Annotated in this window: 11 protein-coding genes; 6 read left to right on the top strand and 5 right to left on the bottom strand. The window is 32.1% G+C overall.

What is annotated here, in order from left to right; all coding sequences use genetic code 11:
- Positions 1 to 27: 27 nt before the first annotated feature.
- Positions 28 to 939 carry a polysaccharide deacetylase family protein gene (locus BN1075_RS06100; RefSeq protein ID WP_052406419.1) on the bottom strand — a complete coding sequence of 304 codons (912 nt, stop codon included), beginning with the start codon at positions 937 to 939 and terminating at the stop codon, positions 28 to 30.
- A gap of 14 nt (positions 940 to 953) precedes the next feature.
- Positions 954 to 1223: a hypothetical protein gene (locus tag BN1075_RS06095; protein WP_040192184.1), complete on the bottom strand. Its 270-nt coding sequence runs from the start codon at positions 1221 to 1223 to the stop codon at positions 954 to 956.
- 205 nt (positions 1224 to 1428) lie between these two features.
- Here BN1075_RS06095 and BN1075_RS06090 point away from each other — a divergent pair, with 205 nt between their 5' ends.
- Positions 1429 to 2697 (top strand): CCA tRNA nucleotidyltransferase, encoded by a 1269-nt coding sequence (locus BN1075_RS06090; RefSeq protein ID WP_040192183.1) that lies wholly within the window; start codon positions 1429 to 1431, stop codon positions 2695 to 2697.
- 251 nt (positions 2698 to 2948) lie between these two features.
- Here the strand turns inward: BN1075_RS06090 and BN1075_RS06085 are convergent, their stop codons facing one another.
- Both BN1075_RS06085 and atoD read right to left on the bottom strand, forming a co-directional pair.
- Positions 2949 to 3608 carry a CoA transferase subunit B gene (locus BN1075_RS06085; RefSeq protein ID WP_040192182.1) on the bottom strand — a complete coding sequence of 220 codons (660 nt, stop codon included), beginning with the start codon at positions 3606 to 3608 and terminating at the stop codon, positions 2949 to 2951.
- 1 nt (position 3609) lies between these two features.
- On the bottom strand, positions 3610 to 4263 hold the full coding sequence (gene atoD / locus BN1075_RS06080; RefSeq protein ID WP_040192180.1) for an acetate CoA-transferase subunit alpha: 654 nt from the start codon (positions 4261 to 4263) through the stop codon (positions 3610 to 3612).
- Between the two features lie 441 nt (positions 4264 to 4704).
- Here atoD and addB point away from each other — a divergent pair, with 441 nt between their 5' ends.
- From addB to BN1075_RS06065, 3 genes are all read left to right on the top strand, one after another.
- Positions 4705 to 8178: a helicase-exonuclease AddAB subunit AddB gene (addB, locus tag BN1075_RS06075; protein ID WP_040192405.1), complete on the top strand. Its 3474-nt coding sequence runs from the start codon at positions 4705 to 4707 to the stop codon at positions 8176 to 8178.
- Positions 8162 to 12160 carry a UvrD-helicase domain-containing protein gene (locus BN1075_RS06070; RefSeq protein WP_456151391.1) on the top strand — a complete coding sequence of 1333 codons (3999 nt, stop codon included), beginning with the start codon at positions 8162 to 8164 and terminating at the stop codon, positions 12158 to 12160. The genes addB and BN1075_RS06070 overlap by 17 nt, the downstream gene beginning before the upstream one ends.
- Positions 12161 to 12375: 215 nt before the next feature.
- Positions 12376 to 13971 carry a hypothetical protein gene (locus BN1075_RS06065; RefSeq protein WP_040192178.1) on the top strand — a complete coding sequence of 532 codons (1596 nt, stop codon included), beginning with the start codon at positions 12376 to 12378 and terminating at the stop codon, positions 13969 to 13971.
- A 47-nt stretch (positions 13972 to 14018) separates the two neighbouring features.
- On the opposite strand, the gene BN1075_RS06060 is transcribed toward BN1075_RS06065, so the two are convergent.
- Positions 14019 to 14603, bottom strand: coding sequence for a 4Fe-4S binding protein (locus BN1075_RS06060; protein WP_040192177.1), 585 nt, complete (start codon positions 14601 to 14603; stop codon positions 14019 to 14021).
- A gap of 205 nt (positions 14604 to 14808) precedes the next feature.
- Here BN1075_RS06060 and BN1075_RS06055 point away from each other — a divergent pair, with 205 nt between their 5' ends.
- Together BN1075_RS06055 and BN1075_RS06050 are read left to right on the top strand one after the other, a co-directional pair.
- Complete coding sequence (locus BN1075_RS06055) at positions 14809 to 15849, top strand: zinc-binding metallopeptidase family protein (protein WP_040192176.1); 1041 nt, start codon at positions 14809 to 14811, stop codon at positions 15847 to 15849.
- Positions 15840 to 16868, top strand: a complete 1029-nt coding sequence (locus BN1075_RS06050; RefSeq protein WP_040192175.1) for a M42 family metallopeptidase — start codon at positions 15840 to 15842, stop codon at positions 16866 to 16868. Before BN1075_RS06055 ends, BN1075_RS06050 begins: the two co-directional genes overlap by 10 nt.
- The last annotated feature ends 4 nt before the right edge of the window (positions 16869 to 16872 follow it).

Below are 16872 nucleotides of genomic sequence, written 5' to 3'. Positions count from 1 at the left end.
GTGGATTCATTTGAATCCACTTTTAATTTAAAACTGTATTTTAACTGATTCGTGATCTAAGCTCTTAAATCTATAGCCCCTATCCTTTAGGCCTTCTATGATTTGAGGAAGGGCTTCAATAGTTGTATGTTTTACATTTGTATCATGCATTAATATATTTGCAGTATTAACTAAATCAGTTCCACTAAGAACTCCATTAACAACAACTTCTTTTGGTTGGGTTAATGCAGATGCATCCGTAGAATCTACATTCCAGTCATAGTAAGAATATTCTAATTCATTAAGCTTGGATTTGATTTTTGCTGAATTATCAGGAGTTACAAATCCTGTATTTGACCCGCCTGGGAATCTTAATATTTTTGACGGTGGAACTCCTGTAATTTCTTCTAACTTTTTATCAAGCTTTAGAATATTATCTATAAATGCTTCAGGTGATGCGTAAATATCTTTATATTGATGACTATAGGTATGATTTGCTAAAACATGTCCACGCTTAACGATTTCTCTATAGACATCATCATAACCTTCTTTATAAACTACAAAAAATGTTGCCTTAACTTTATACTTATCTAAAACGTCTAAAAGCTTAATTGTATTGTCAGAAGGTCCATCATCAAAGGTTAGATATGCAATAGGAGAATTAGCCATAGCTTGGTCATAGTTTTTTTGAACTTCATCAAATTTAGCTTTTGTATTAGCATATGTATTAGATAATTCTGATGTAGTTTCTGAAAGCAGTGTGTTTTGTTTAATAATTGTTTTATACTCAGCTTTTATTCGAGTATACTGGTACATTTTATAAAACATCTTTCCAGAACACAGACATAAAGTAACAAAACATATTAAGAGTACTAATAATTTAATAATATTTTGTGCGGAAAGTTTTATTTTTCTTACACGTTTTCTTGATGGAATTTCCATAAATGAATTAATATCCATGACTCTCTCCTTTCCTAATTTAATTCAGTTTCCATCTCTTTAATTTGAGAGTTTAGTTCGAAAATGGAAGATTCTAGTTCTTTGTTTTTAACTTCAATTTCTTTTGTTTCAGTCTCAGCTGACTTTATCTTATTAGATAAATCAGTTGTTTTTGAACTATAATTATTGGCAATAGAGTTAGTCCACATTGCAACACTCAAAAGTAATATGCATATTATTGGAATGATAATGGTTGAGTTTGATGTTGATTTGTGTCGTCTTGGTCTTTTAAAATTCTCTGACATTTGTATCACCTTCGTTGTTTTTGTCGTATTTTTTATCACTAACACTATTGTAAGGGATTTAAGTACTAGATTCATTACGAAAAGGTAACAATTTGTAGTAAGTTTATTTATTTTTAAATTTAATTTTAGAATTATGTTTATATGATATGCAATAGATTATAATTTATAGTGATATAAAAATATTTTTATAAGGATTGATTAAATTATGATTATTATTCCCAAGAGAATTAAGCTATGTTTAGAAAGGTTAAATAATGCTGGGTTTGAGGCTTTTGTTGTTGGAGGTTGTGTTAGAGATAGTATTATTGGAAGATGTCCTAATGATTGGGATGTGTGTACATCAGCCTTACCTCATGAAACAAAGCTGGTGTTTAAGGAGTATAAAACAATTGACATTGGTATGGAACATGGAACTGTTGTTATTTTATTTGAAGATGAAAGTATTGAAATTACTACATATAGAGTTGATGGAGAATATAAAGATAACAGGAGACCAGAAAAGGTTGAATTTACATCAAAAATTGAAGAAGATCTTTCGAGACGTGATTTCACTATAAATGCAATGGCATACAATTATGAAAAAGGGTTAATTGATTTTTTCAATGGAAGGAAAGATATTAACGAAGGGGTAGTTCGTTGTGTAGGAAATCCTAATAAAAGATTTAGTGAAGATGCTTTAAGGATAATGAGAGCACTAAGGTTTGCAGCACAATTAAATTATACAATTGAAGAGAATACTTTGGAGGCAATTAACCAGAGTAAAGAGTTGTTAAGAAATATTTCATCGGAAAGAATTATGATGGAATTAAATAAATTAATCATGGCAGAAAATCCAAAGGAAATGATTAAACTTTTATTTGAAATAGATATTTTTAATATAATTATTGAATTTATGCACAATTTCAGTATAAAAGTGGATAATTTGAATAGCTTTACTGAAAATTGTGGACAAATCATTGAATCGGCTCCAAGAGACTTAAGTATACGATTATGCATTCTTTTCAATTTTATAGCAGAAGCCTATAATCTTATTGGTAATGTGAAAGATGAGGGCAAGAACTTGACAGTAGAAAGTTTTTTCAGGACGTTAAGATATGATAAAACAACAATAAGGGAAGTTGGTATTTTAAGCAGATATTTCAATGTTGAAATTGGTTGTGAAAAAACAGAAATAAAAAGGATTTTAAATTCAATAGATCTGGATATGTTTAAAAAGCTAATACTTATGAAGGAAGCAACGGAAAAAAAATTTAATAAGGACAGGTACATAAAGCTTTTAAGTTCCATTGAGGAAAATGGTGAGTGTTATAGAATTAAAGATTTAAAAATCAATGGAAGAGATTTAATTTTACTAGGAATTAAAGATGGAAAAGAAATTGGAGAAACATTAAATACAATGCTTGAACTAGTTATAGAGAAGCCTGAAATAAATAATAGAGAGCGTTTATTTCAGGAAATTAAAAAGATAAATTAGTGCATAAAAAAACGAAACAAAGCCCTAAAGATTAAACAGATGGCAAGCTGTTTAGATTTAGGGCTTTATTTATGAAAACATTAGGTGTAATTAATGGCAAGATAAGAATTAAGAAGTAAAAGTTAAGAATGATAGATGAAATCCAATGGGATTTCATCTATTTTATTTTGCAATTTTAAAATTGCAATTTCTCTTAACAAAGCGAAGAAAAATAACATTCATTCTTAATTATAAATTCTTTAATTCTTAACTTAGATAGACATTCTTTTTACGTTTTCTGGTACTATTACATCTGCTTCAGTAGCAGCTTTTACGTCTTCTATAGTTGCTTCAGGTCCTAATTCTCTAAGAACTAATCCTTCAGCAGTTACTTCTAAAACAGCTAATTCTGTAATGATTAAGTTTACTTGGTGAGAAGCTGTTAAAGGTAGTGTACATTTCTTTAGTATTTTTGGTGCGCCTTTTTGAGTATGCTCCATAGCAACGATAACTTTTTTAGCTCCTACAACTAAGTCCATTGCTCCACCCATTCCAGGAACCATTTTACCAGGAATCATCCAGTTAGCTAAGTTTCCTTCTTGGTCAACTTGAAGAGCACCTAGAACTGTAGCATCAACATGTCCACCTCTGATTATTGTGAAGGACATAGAAGAATCAAAGAAAGCAGCACCAGGAGTAACAGTAACGTATTGTCCACCTGCGTTAACTAAATCTTTATCTTCCTCACCAGGAGCAGGAGCAGCTCCAATTCCTATAAATCCGTTTTCAGATTGTAAAGTTATATCCATTCCTTCAGGAAGGTAGTTAGCAACCATAGTTGGTAAACCTATACCTAAGTTGACTACGTCTCCATCGTGTAATTCTTGAGCAACTCTTTTTGCAATTACTTCTCTTATCATGTTCTTATCCATGTTAGTTATCCCCCTTCACAATATAGTTTACAAATATGTGTGGAGTCATAACGCAGCTTGCTTCTATTTCTCCAACTTCAACTAGCTCTTCAGCTTCAACTATAACAACATCAGCAGCAGTAGCCATTAATGGGTTAAAGTTTCTTGTTGATTGGTGATAATAAACATTACCTTTCTTGTCCACTTTTGAACCAAAGATAAGGGCTACATCAGCATGTAAAGGTTTTTCTAAAATATATTCTTGTCCATCTATAGTGATGACTTCTTTTCCATCTTGAACTATTGTTCCAAGACCAGTTGGAGTTAAGAATCCACCTAGACCAGCACCGCCACATCTAACTCTTTCAGCAAGAGTTCCTTGTGGAACTAATTCTACTTCCATTTCTCCAGAATTCATTTGGTTTCCAGTTTCTTTGTTTGTACCAATGTGAGAAGCGATAACTTTTTTAGCTTGTTTGTTAACTATAAGTTTTCCAATTCCTCTATCTACAAATCCAGTATCGTTACCGATAATTGTTAAGTTCTTTACACCTTTATTTACTAAAGCATCAACTAAAGCTTCAGGTGTTCCGTTAGCTAAGAAACCACCAATCATAATGGTCATACCATCTTCGATTTTAGCAATTGCTTCATCGATTGAAATAAGTTTATTCATATCCCGTATCCTCCATGATTTAAAGATTAATTTTACACATTTTTAGTTTAACTCTTTTTAGAATATTTTGCAATGTTTAAAAATTTGTTAAATTGAAAACGGTTTTATTGGTATATGTTGAGAAAAATAACTTTAAATCGAATCAATACTGTTTAGAAGCGGAATTTTGAATAAATAGTTTTTAATTTACAGAATGATTTTCATTAGATAAGTATTATTTGTTGGGAAAGTATAAAAGGAATTGATTAGACAACTTATACCTATGGTAATATATAATTAAAGGAAAGATTAAAAGTGATAAGTGAAAGATTGATAAAAGAATTCCTGTGGAATTAGTATAAACAATAAATAAAAATATAGAAACTCCAAAGGAGTTTCAACTATAATTGTTCATCTTTCAATCTTTATTTTTCATATAAACTATAGAGGGAAGTGATGCAAATGGGTATTCGATTTATTTATGGAAGAGCTGGTACGGGTAAGAGTTATACATGTGTTGATGAAATATATAAAAAGTCAAAGGGAAATGATAAGCCTCTTATTTTAATTGTTCCTGAACAGTTATCCTTTAGGGCAGAGAAGGCGTTAATAGATAGAATTGGTGCAACGGGAATAAATAATGTGCATCTATTAAGCTTTAAAAGACTGGCTTTTACTGTATTTAATGAGGTTGGTGGAATAACACATAGCTATATGAACGATACGGGGAAGGCAATTATTATTGGAAGGTCAATTGAAGAGGTTCAAGAGGAGCTAAGTATATTTAAGAGAGCTACAAAGCAAAATGGTTTTGTAGATAAAATTATTGGAGTATTAACGGAATTTAAAAGACATAATATTTTTCCACAAACGTTATTAGATTTAAAGGAAAATGTGGATGAAAATTCATTATTGGTGGATAAGTTGACCGATGTTGAAAAGATTTATTCTAAGTTTCAAGAAAAGCTTAATGAAGGCTATTTTGATTTTGAGGATAACTTAACTATTTTAAAGGAGAAAATTGAAGAAAGTGAGTTTCTTAAGGGGGCCGAGGTGTGGATTGATGAATTTAATGGTTTTACACCACAGCAGTATGACATCATTGGAAAACTTTTAAAGCTTTGTACTAATGTAAATATTACTCTGCCTTACAGTGGAAGAGAAGTTCAAGGAGATGGAGATGATACAAATCCATTTTATCCTATATACGTAACAGAGCAGAAGCTTATAAAGGTTGCTCAAGATTATGGTCATTATCCAAAGGAAACTCTTCATTTAGATACTGGTCACAGATTTAAAAACAGTTTAGAGCTTCAATTTCTTGAAAGGAATTACTTTAATAGCAAAGAGTCTGCATATAAAGGAAATACAGAAGATATTAAAATCTTTAAGGCGCAGAATCCTTACGGAGAGATTGAGTATATTGCTAAAGAAATTTTAAGTTTGGTAAGAGACGAAAAGTATAGGTTTAGGGATATTATTCTTGTTACCAGAGATTTAGAAAATTATAAGGATATAGTAAGGGTTATTTTTGATGAATATGAAATTCCATACTTCATTGATGATAAGGAAGATATAGCTTCAAATCCGCTTATTGTTTATATAACCTCACTTCTAAATATTTTTGCTAAAGGCTGGAGAGATAACTCCATAATAAATTACTTTAAAAGCGGTTTTACAATTTTAAAATCTGAAGAAGTAGATTTGTTAGAAAACTATGCATTAGAATTCGGGATTAAAAGTAGAAAGAAATGGATTGATGAAGAAGGTATTTACTTTAATGACCATGAAAGATATCCAGGTATAACTGAAATAAAAGAAAAAGGTGTTACTCCATTAATAAAGATAGAGCAAAAAATTAAAGGAAAGCATACAGTTAGAGAATTTTGTGAAGAAATTTATAAATTTTTGGTTGAAGGTGGAGTATATGAAAAAGTAAATGAGTATATAGAGCTATTTAAAGATGAAAGTAATCTTGTTCTTGTGGACGAATACAGTAACATTTGGAATATGCTTATTGAGCTATTTGACCAATTTGTAGAACTCTTAGGAAATGAAGTTTTATCCATTGAAGATTTTAATAATATGATGAATATGGGAATTTCTCATAATAAGATGGGACTTATTCCAACTTCAATGGATCAGGTTGTGGTTGGAAGTGCAGATAGAATTAAGGCTCAAGAAGTTAAAGCAGCAATGATTATTGGAGTAAATGATGGACTTCTTCCAAGAACCAGCGGAGATGAAGGATTATTTAATGATAGTGATAGAATAACCTTTAAAAATAATGGAATAAGTGTGGCTGATAACAGCCTTGAGCTTGCCTTTGGTGAGCAGCATCTTATTTATGAACTACTGACCTTAGCCAGTAACTTATTATATGTAACATACCCCATTGCTGATTTAGAGGGAAGAACTAAAAGGTATTCCATGGTTATTCCAAAGCTTAAGGGGATTTTTGAAAATATTACAGAAGAAACGGATATCATTCATCATGAGGAGCTTATGGCAGAAGATACTGTGGTGGCAGAGCTTCCTACCTTCAATATGCTTATTGAAAAGCTCCATGATTATCTTGAGAAAGATGAAATTTCGCCCTTATGGCAGGAGATTTATAGATATTTTTACAGCAGGAAAGAGTACAAAGAAAAGCTGGATAAGGTTATAAGCGGATTTACTTATAAGAATCATGTGGAGGAAATCAGCAGACAGAAAATTAGACAGCTTTATGGCAAAGGGCTAAGTGTTTCAAAGATAGAAGCCTATGCCAACTGCTCTTTTGGATATTTTGTTCGATATGGCTTAAGGGCTAAGGAAAGAAAGATATATACCTTTGCACCTTTAGATTTTGGAAATCTTCTTCATGAGGGCATTGAGAAGTTCTCAAAGAAGGTTGAAGAGAAAGGTGTTAAATGGGGAACCTTAGATGATAGATTTTGTGAAGAATTAGTTAAAAATATCATAGATGAAATGATGGCATCAGATGACCATAGAGTTTTAAGAAGTTCCAAGAGATATGAGTATATAGGGGCAAGAGTAAAACGTATTTTATATAGAATGGTTAGAATTATTAACGAACAAATGGAGAGGGGAACTTTCCAGCCAATGGGATATGAGCTTTCCTTTGGCTTTGGAGAAGAGGATTATTATCCACCTATAGAAATTAAGCTGTCCAGCGGTGAGGTAGTTAAACTTCAAGGAAAGATAGACAGGGTTGATAAAACTACAATTGATGGAGTTAATTATTACAGAGTTGTAGATTATAAGACAGGAAGGTCAGATTTAGATATTAATGACGTTTATAATGGTTTAAAGATTCAGTTACTAACATATTTAGATGCAGTTCTTACCTTAGAAGAAAGAAGAATGGCTAAAAGTCCTGTATTAGAAGGTGTAAATGGCAGAAGAACTAAGCCGGGAGCAATGGTTTATCTTGCAGTAGATGACCCAATAATGGATGCTTCTAAAAAGATTACACTGGAAAATATCAATGAAGAAATATTAAAGGCCTTAAAGATGAAAGGACTAGTTATAAAAGACTTAAAGGTTGTCAGGGAAATGGATAAAACCATTGAAGGTGGGGGAACCTCTGCCATAATTCCAGTTTCACTTAATAAGCCTAAAAAGGGAGAAACAGATCCTGACTTTGGAAAAAGAAATAATTCTGTTATTTCTAATGGTGCCTTTAATGTCCTTAGAGACCATATGAAGGAGAAAATCAAAGAAGTTTGTGAAAATATGCTGGAGGGAATTATCGAGGTTACTCCTTGCAAAAATGGTAAGAGTTCTTATTGTGATTTCTGTGATTTCTCTTCCATATGTCAGTTTGATGAAACTATGGGGATTAACAATTATAAGGTTATGCCTAGAGTGAGGCCATCAGAGCTTCTAGAGAAATTAGAGGAAGAAGGAAAGGGTGGTGAAAGTCTTGAGTAGTGTTAAGTGGACAGAAGACCAGCAGAAGGCCATTGATATTAGATATAGAAATACGCTTGTATCGGCAGCTGCAGGTTCAGGTAAAACTGCAGTTTTAGTTGAAAGAATAATAAATATAATAACCGATGAAGATAATCCAGTGGATATAGATAAGCTTTTAATTGTAACCTTTACTAATGCTGCAGCGGCAGAAATGAGGGAGCGTATTGGAGAAGCTATCAATAAGAAGATAAAAGAAAATCCAAACAACAGAAATCTACAGACACAGCTTATTTTACTTAATAAAGCCAGTATATCTACTCTGCACTCCTTTTGTTTGAATCTCATAAAGAATAACTTCCATCAAATAGATGTGGAGCCTAGCTTTAGAGTTGGAGATACCACAGAGCTTAATCTTTTAAAGCTGGAAGCTTTAGAAGACTTAATGGAAGCTAAGTATAATGAAGGCTCTGAAGCCTTTCTACAGCTGGTGGAAAGCTATTGTGATAATAAAACCGATAGAGCCCTTGCAGAGATAGTATTAAAACTTTACAACTTTGCCATGAGCATGGCAAGCCCTGAAATATGGCTTAAAGCAAAGGCTGAAGCTTTTAATTTAGGGGAGGATTTCTCCTTTGAAGATTTTTCTTTTAAGGATGAATTTATTAAGGAATTAAGAGAAGAAATTTTAATTGCCTTAGAGTTAAATAATCAGGCCATGGACATTATTGTTTCAAATGAAGATTTAGAAAAGTTAACTTCAATATTTGAGGCTGATGGTGATTTATTGGAAAGAACCTTTGAGGTAATTGAGAATGGCTTAAAGGAAGGCACAGAGATAATTTCAGGAGCAGCCTTTGGAAGATTTCCATCACTTAAGCTTTCAGGTGAAGCTGGAGCATTAAAGGAAAAGGTTAAAGGAATTAGAGACGAATATAAGGATATTTATAAGCCTGTACAGGATAGGATTAAAGCTATCACCGACCCGAAAACTATTGAGCAGATTAAAGCATTATATCCTTTAATGGCTGAATTATCGAATCTTGTATTAGAATTTAAAGATGCCTTTGATAAAAAGAAAAGGGAAAGAGGTATTATAGACTTTAATGACCAGGAGCATTATGCTCTTGAAATTTTAAGGGATAAGGAAGATATATCAAAGCCATCTAATGTAGCCCTTGAATTGAAAGAGAAGTTTGAAGAAATTTTAGTTGATGAATATCAGGATTCTAATAATGTTCAAGAGGAAATCATTAATCTAATCTGCAGAAAAGAGCAGGGCAGAAGAAATGTATTCATGGTTGGAGACCTGAAGCAGAGCATATATAGATTTAGAATGGCTAAGCCAGAGCTCTTTAAGGAGAAAAAGAACACTTATACTAAGGATGGTGATGACCTAAATGCTCTTATAACCTTGCACAAAAACTTTAGAAGCCGTGAGGAAGTCATTTATGGAATAAACTTTATCTTTAAAGCTGTCATGAGTGAAGAAGTAGGGGAGCTTGCCTATGACGAAGGAGAAGAGTTAAAAGTTGGAGCAGCGTATAAGGAGTTTAATGAAATTGGAAATGCAGGTGGAGCAGTAGAGTTTAATATTATAGATCTAGATGAAGAAGTACCTTCAGGTGAAGAAGAAGCTGTAGAGGAGCATAAAATAAAAGGTGAAGTGATTTCTTCAGAGGGAATAGGAGAAGAAGAGTCATCAGAGGAGGAGCAAACAAAGGAAGAGCTTGATGCAATTCAGGTGGAAGCTCGATTTGTTGCAAAACGTATAAGACAGCTTATGGAGGTGGAAGGAGAAAACTCTCTTAAGGTCTATGATAAGCATCTTGATGATTACAGAAGAGCAACATATAAAGATATGATAATACTTTTACGTTCCAGTAATAAGCTTGCACCAATATTCATTGAAGAGTTTAAAAAAGAAGGAATTCCGCTATTCTCTGAAGGTGGTGGTGGTTACTTTAATACATTGGAGATTAAAACTATAATCAGTACCTTGGAGATAATTGATAATCCTATTCAGGATATACCTTTAATAGCAGTTTTAAGGTCACCAATTGGGGGCTTTACCACAGATGATTTGGCAGATATAAGAATTTCTAACAAAGAGGTAAGCTTTTATCATGCAATGGTTGGTATGATTCAAAACAAAGAAAAAAATGGAGAAATGGCATTAGATGCTTCAGTATATGGAGGAAATAAAGAGTTATCAAATGAAAATATAGCTGCAGAAGGTAATTCAAAATATCGAGCTGATAATGAAGGGTTAATTCTGAAGATTAAAGATTTCCTTGATAAAATCGAAAGATGGAGATTAGAGAGCAGATATACTCCAATAAATAAATTAATCTGGCAGATAATTACGGATACAGGCTACTATGGTTATGTGGGAGCTCTTCCAGGGGGAGAGCAGCGACAGGCAAACTTAAAGATTTTATTTAAGAGAGCCAAGGATTTTGAGAGAACTAGCTATAAGGGGCTTTACAGCTTTATTAACTTTATTAATAACGTAAAGAGCAGCAGTGAAGATATGGGAAGTGCAAAAATCATTGGAGAAAATGAAGATGTAGTTAGAATTATGAGTATCCATAAAAGTAAAGGGCTAGAGTTTCCGATAGTATTTTTATGTGGTCTGAATAAGCGTTTTAATGAAGGAGACCTTAAGGGGAAAATTCTCTTCCATCAAGAGCTTGGCTACGGTCCTACATTCATAGATTTAGATAATAGAGTTAGCCATAATACTGCTCAAAGAGAATTTATAAGTAAAAAGATTCAAAGTGAAAATAAATCAGAAGAAATGAGATTGCTTTATGTTGCTCTTACAAGGGCAAAGGAAAAGCTGATTTTAGTTGGAAGCAGTAAGGGTCTTGGGAAAAAGATTGAGAAATGGGCTGGAGCTGATCTTGAAAATGAAATCAGTATAAAAACAAAGTTTACAAAGAAGCAGACCTCTTACATGGATTGGATAGGTGCTGCAGTAATGAATCATAGAGATGGCGAACCTTTAAGGCACTTCAATGAGGAAAAGGTAATAAAACCAAAGTTTATTAAGGATAACAGTGCATTTAAAGTTAATATATTTAAAAAAGAAGAATTCATGGCTTCAGATGCAGTTCATCATGAAGGAATGTCCATAGAAGAAAAGCTGGAGATTCTGGAAAACATGGACTCCAAAGGTCAATATGATGAGCTTCTGAAGGAAAGATTAAATTATCAATATGAGTTTGAGAAAGCTACGAAGATGCCAACAGTTATAAGTGTTACTCAGCTTAAGGAAGCTCACAATAAAGCTGAAGATGCCAATAAGGCAGTGAAGGCAAAAAGTGGTGAAGACGAAACAGCAGCAGATTATTTTGAAGATGAATATATAGCAAGTACTTATGGTGAAGATTCAGAAGATGCAGCAAGAAAGGTAGTTTCAAAGCTTATGCAGACACCTTTATTTCTTCAGGAGAAAAAAGGTTTATCCTCTGCAGAAATTGGAACGGCTTATCACAATGTAATGCAGAGGATAAATCTTCAAGAAGAAGTAACTAAGGAAAGTATTAAAAAACAAATTAACTCAATGGTAGAAAAGGAGTTAATGACCTTTGAAGCGGCAAAAGAAGTAAGTGTCACAAAAATATTTAATTTCTTCAATAGTGATATGGGAGAAAAGGTTATTGAAGCTTATAGATTAGGAAATTTAAAAAGAGAGCTGCCTTTCCGAGTTGAGATTCCAAGTACTAGAATCTATGAGAACCTGGATAAAGAAAAGTACGAAAATGAAAAGCTACTTTTAAGAGGAGTAATAGACTGCTACTTCGATGATGACGAGGAAGGTATAATAATTGACTATAAAACCGATTATGCTCCAGAGGATAAAATTGAAGAGATAAAAGAACGGTATAAAGTGCAGCTAGATTATTACAGTGAAGCAGTTAAGGATGCCTTTAAGAAGAAAAAAGTAAGAAGATATTTATATTTATTTTCATCAAATAAATTTGTAGAAGTAGAATAGTAAAAAAGTTCAAGAAAACTTAGTTAACAAGTTTTTCTTGAATTTTTTTATTGGATAAACAGGTCAAAAGCTATCACTGCAAAAACTACGGGTCAGGTTTTAGCTTGGAATATTTATTGAATTTTAATGTCGATAATCTCTTAAGTAGCACTAAAGGGGATTTTTTAGATAATGTAGAATAGATATTCAAAGAAAATATATGGGGTGATGTACTTATGGATGCTAATATAAAAGATACATTTGACTCATTAAATAATGATATTAATTTATATAAAGATGGATTAGAGATAGTAGAAGGTATGTTGGAACTTTATAGAAGCTTTTTTTGTTTAACAGACAAAGAAGGAAATAGTCGTAATTTTATTATTGATTACGGTGTTAATATAATTGAAAAATATAAAAAGCAATGGATAGATTTGTTTGAAAATGCGATGATTTTTAGAAATATAAAATCATTACCAGAGATTCAGGAGATTAAAGTCGAAAACTTTAATTATATATTTTATAGCATGGAGAAATTTTTCCTTAAGGAATATGGATTGTTTTTGAACTCCTGGAATTTGGAGATTGCGACCTTTGTAGAGAGAAATAGTAATGTTAAAAATATAAATGTATACATCATAGAGCAATCTAAGGATGATATAAGAAAATTTAATTTAAAATTTATAAAACAAATCATTGAGGAAGTGAAAAGTGAAGCGTACCTTGAAATGGATAATTTGGTGAAAGCTTTAGGTAAAAGTATTTCAATAGAACATGATGACTTAAAGTATTTTATAGCTAATAAGAGTTCTATGGATTTAAATACATTTTATGATGAAGTGAATTTAATGAGAGAATCTGTTTTCATGAAGATTGATGAATTTCAAGAAAAAGTTAAGGTAATAATTGAAGAAAAGCTAGTTAAAGAAACTCTTAATAAGATAAATCAAGCTACAGAAGAAAAATTAGGCTTAATAATTAAAAACTACATAGAGACATTAAATAAGTATTATATTTTAACTATGGATATGGAGAAAAAAACTACAATGTGCAGATGTAGAAATAGTCTAATAACAAATGAAAGTTTATATAGACGATGTATATCAGTACTGGAGGGTGAACTCACATATATATGCTTTGTGAAAAGCATATATATTGAAGGATTTAGAAGTTTTGAGCAGGAAACACAGGGAAGGTTCAATGATGTATTTAATCATGAATTTTATTCATCCATATATGATATAAGGTTTCCTAGTGATTTTGAAAATTTAATTGAAGCTTATGAAGTTAAAACTAGTTTTATTTTAAATAGTTTAGTTACAGAAATAATAAAAAGCTTTATTTATAAGTGTGAAGAAATAATACTTTTCATGGTAAAGAACAGAAAAGAAAGAATTGAAAAATTGTATGTGTTTAAACCTATAACTTATATGGGGAATTTCAACATATATGAACCATCGGTTATGCTTCAGCTTCATAGGGGATTGAATGATATTTATTTAAATTATGACTTGAAGCTTAATGAGAGTAAAGAATTAAAGGCTGTTAAGAAGGCATACTTAGGTTTGAAGGAAGAAGTTTATGATATAGTTAAGACGTTTAACTATAAAAATATTGAAGTAGAGTCACTTTTAGATGTTACAGTTGAAGAAGAAAATAATATAATTCATAGTAATGTAACCTTTTTGAAGGACGAAGCTTGGAAGCTTTTAAACAGCAGACTAATTAATATTTTTAACTCTTTTAATAGCATGATAGAAAGAAGTATTAAGCAATTAGAGTTAGAGATTAATTTATATAAAAGTAGAATAGATTATATAGACTATTAAAGGGCAGAGTTAAATACAACTGCCCTTTTTTATATGCTTTTTCAGTTCTACTGTATAGATTTAAGTAAATTTTCAAATCCAAATCTTTCAACAAACTCATATAAGACCTCATCATCAATCTTGTTTTCATTGAAGAAATTATATATTTTTGATAGTACATCTTTAAGTTCATCTACCTTATACAAGGTTGGAAGCATATGCGGTTTCTCAGAAGATAAATTTTTTATGTATACACCTAGACCAGTTTCAGGAGCTTTTAAGGCTAGGAAGGGACAGTTTCCGACACAGTTACCACATCTGATGCATCTATCTTCATGTAAAACTAAGTCTACCCCTATTTTTTCTAAAGCTTGGCTTGGACAAAATCTTGTACAACGTTTACAGGCTATACACTTTTTATCATTAAGTTCAACGTGAGAGGACGTAAGTATGCCAAGAGAATTTTCAAATAAATCTTCATACTCTTCAGCTAGGAAACCAAGGATATTTAAATCTTCTTCAGTATATTTTGTTGCAGGTTCTGGTACGGTATCATGTTTAAAGATTGACACTCTATCAGTATATAGGAAACCCTGAATTTTAATTTTAATAGCTTGTATATCATTTTGAGAAAGTTTAGTTAACGTTTTCATATAAAAGTCACTCCTAGATAAAAAATTAAATATAATTTACTTAATTAAATTATGTATAGTTAAATCATATATAAATCTATATGGATTATCAAGAGAAAAGAGAAAGATAATTCAGATTATTTCGCATCCCGTACTTTCTTTTAAAGGAGGGATAGGATATAATTTTATCATAATGAAATATTTGTAAGGATGGAGGCTGAATACTGTGGAAGATAAGGAGTTTCTAAGGGAGCTTTGTTTGGCTCATGGACCAAGTGGAAGAGAGCATTGGCTACATGAATATGTTACTGAGGTGTTTTCGGAATTTGGACAAGTTACTGTTGATAATTTAAATAACCTTATTGTACATAAAAAAGGTAAGGGTAAAGGTAAAATCATGTTAATGGCTCATTTAGATGAGATATTTATGGTGGTAACAGATATAAAGGAAAATGGTTTTTTACAGTTTAAAGGAAATGGAATTGATCCTAAGACGTTAGTTTCTAAGGAGGTAATAATTCATGGAAAAGAAAAGCTTCTTGGGATTATTGGAATCAAGCCTCCTCACTTAATGACAGAAGAGGATAGGCAAAAAGCTGTAACTGTTGAATCTTTACTAATTGACACTGGATATTCTAAAGAAGCTTTAGAAGAATTGGTGAGACCAGGGGATTATATAACGATAAAAGGTAATTACAAAGAACTTTTAAATAATAATGTGAGTGTAAAAACAGTAGATGATAGAAGTGGGGTTGTGGCTCTTTATAGATGTGCTAAAGAGCTTAGGAATATAAGTCATGATTTAGATGTGTATTTTGTATGCTCTGCTCAAGAGGAAGTTGGAATAAGAGGAGCTAAAACAGCTACTAATGGAATTAATCCAGATATAGGAATTGCTGTAGATGTAACTTTTGATTGCGGAAGATATGGATTAAAGGAAGGTGACACAAAGCTTGGAAATGGTGGAGTTATATGTATAGGGCCTAATATTCATCCGAAGGTTAGAAAGCTTTTAGTGAAAATTTGTAAGGAGTATTCTATACCATATCAAGTTGAGGTTGAAGCAGGAAGTACTGGAACAGACGCTTGGAACATTCAAGTAGGAGGTAATGGGGTAGCAACGTTACTTATATCTATTCCAATTAAATATATGCATACATCAGTGGAAACTGTTAATATGGATGACATTAAAAATGTTGGATATATGATGGCTAAGCTTATAGAAAATATTAAAGGTGAGGAATTGGAGGAGTTAATATGTTTTTAGAAGAGATTCTTGAAAAGGGTGGTCTTTTAGATAAATTAACTTCTTTAGATGGACCTTCAGGGTATGAAGGCGAAGTTAGAAACTTCATAAAAGAAAAGATTGCACCTTATGTAGATGAGATTTTTGTAGATAGAATGGGTAATGTAATTGCCCATAAAAAGGGGAATGGGAAAAGAGTTATAATAGATGCCCACATGGATGAAGTTGGATTTATTATAACAGGCTATAATAATGATGGAACTTTAAGATTTAGAGCTTTGGGGGGGATAAATGCTAAAATAATACCATCAAAGACTGTGCTTATTGGTCCAGATAAAATTCCAGGAGTTATTGGAGCAAAACCTATTCACCTTCAAGATAAGGCTCCAAGAGAGAAGGGTTTAACTTATGATGACTGTTGTATTGATATTGGGACGTACTCTAGAAGTGAAGCTGAGAAGTTAATCGAACTTGGCGAGTATGTGGTATTTGATACAGAATATGATGAGTTTGGAGAAGGATTAGTGAAAGGAAAGGCCTTTGATGACAGAATGGGTTGTTTGATCCTTATGGAGGCATTAAAGGAAAGTTATAATGCAGATATATATGGAGTTTTTGCAGTTCAGGAAGAGGTTGGAGAAAGGGGTGCTTTTATTGCTTCTTTAAACGTAAAGGGAGATATTGGTATAGCCTTAGAGGGAACTATATGTGCTGATATGCCAAATATTCCAAAGCACTTAAGTGCCACCGAGGTAGGAAAAGGACCTGCAATTTCTATTATGGATAGAACAAGTATTTTTGACACGGATATAGCACAAGATTTGATGGAATTAGGTAATGAACTTGGAATAATACATCAGAGAAGAAAGGCTATTGCAGGAGGAAATGATGCAGCAACCTTCCATGGAACTGGAGAAGGTGCAAAAATTGCAACATTGTCTGTCCCATGCAGATATATCCATTCAGCTGTATCAGTTGCATCTAAATCAGATATAACAAATACAATTAAGCTGTTGGTGGCATATTTGAAAACCTTATAAGTAA

This window comes from Clostridium culturomicium (assembly GCF_000821305.1).
Lineage (GTDB): Bacteria > Bacillota > Clostridia > Clostridiales > Clostridiaceae > Clostridium_J > Clostridium_J culturomicium.
Note: the sequence above shows the minus strand (reverse complement) of the source record. Positions and strands in the feature narration are given on the sequence as shown.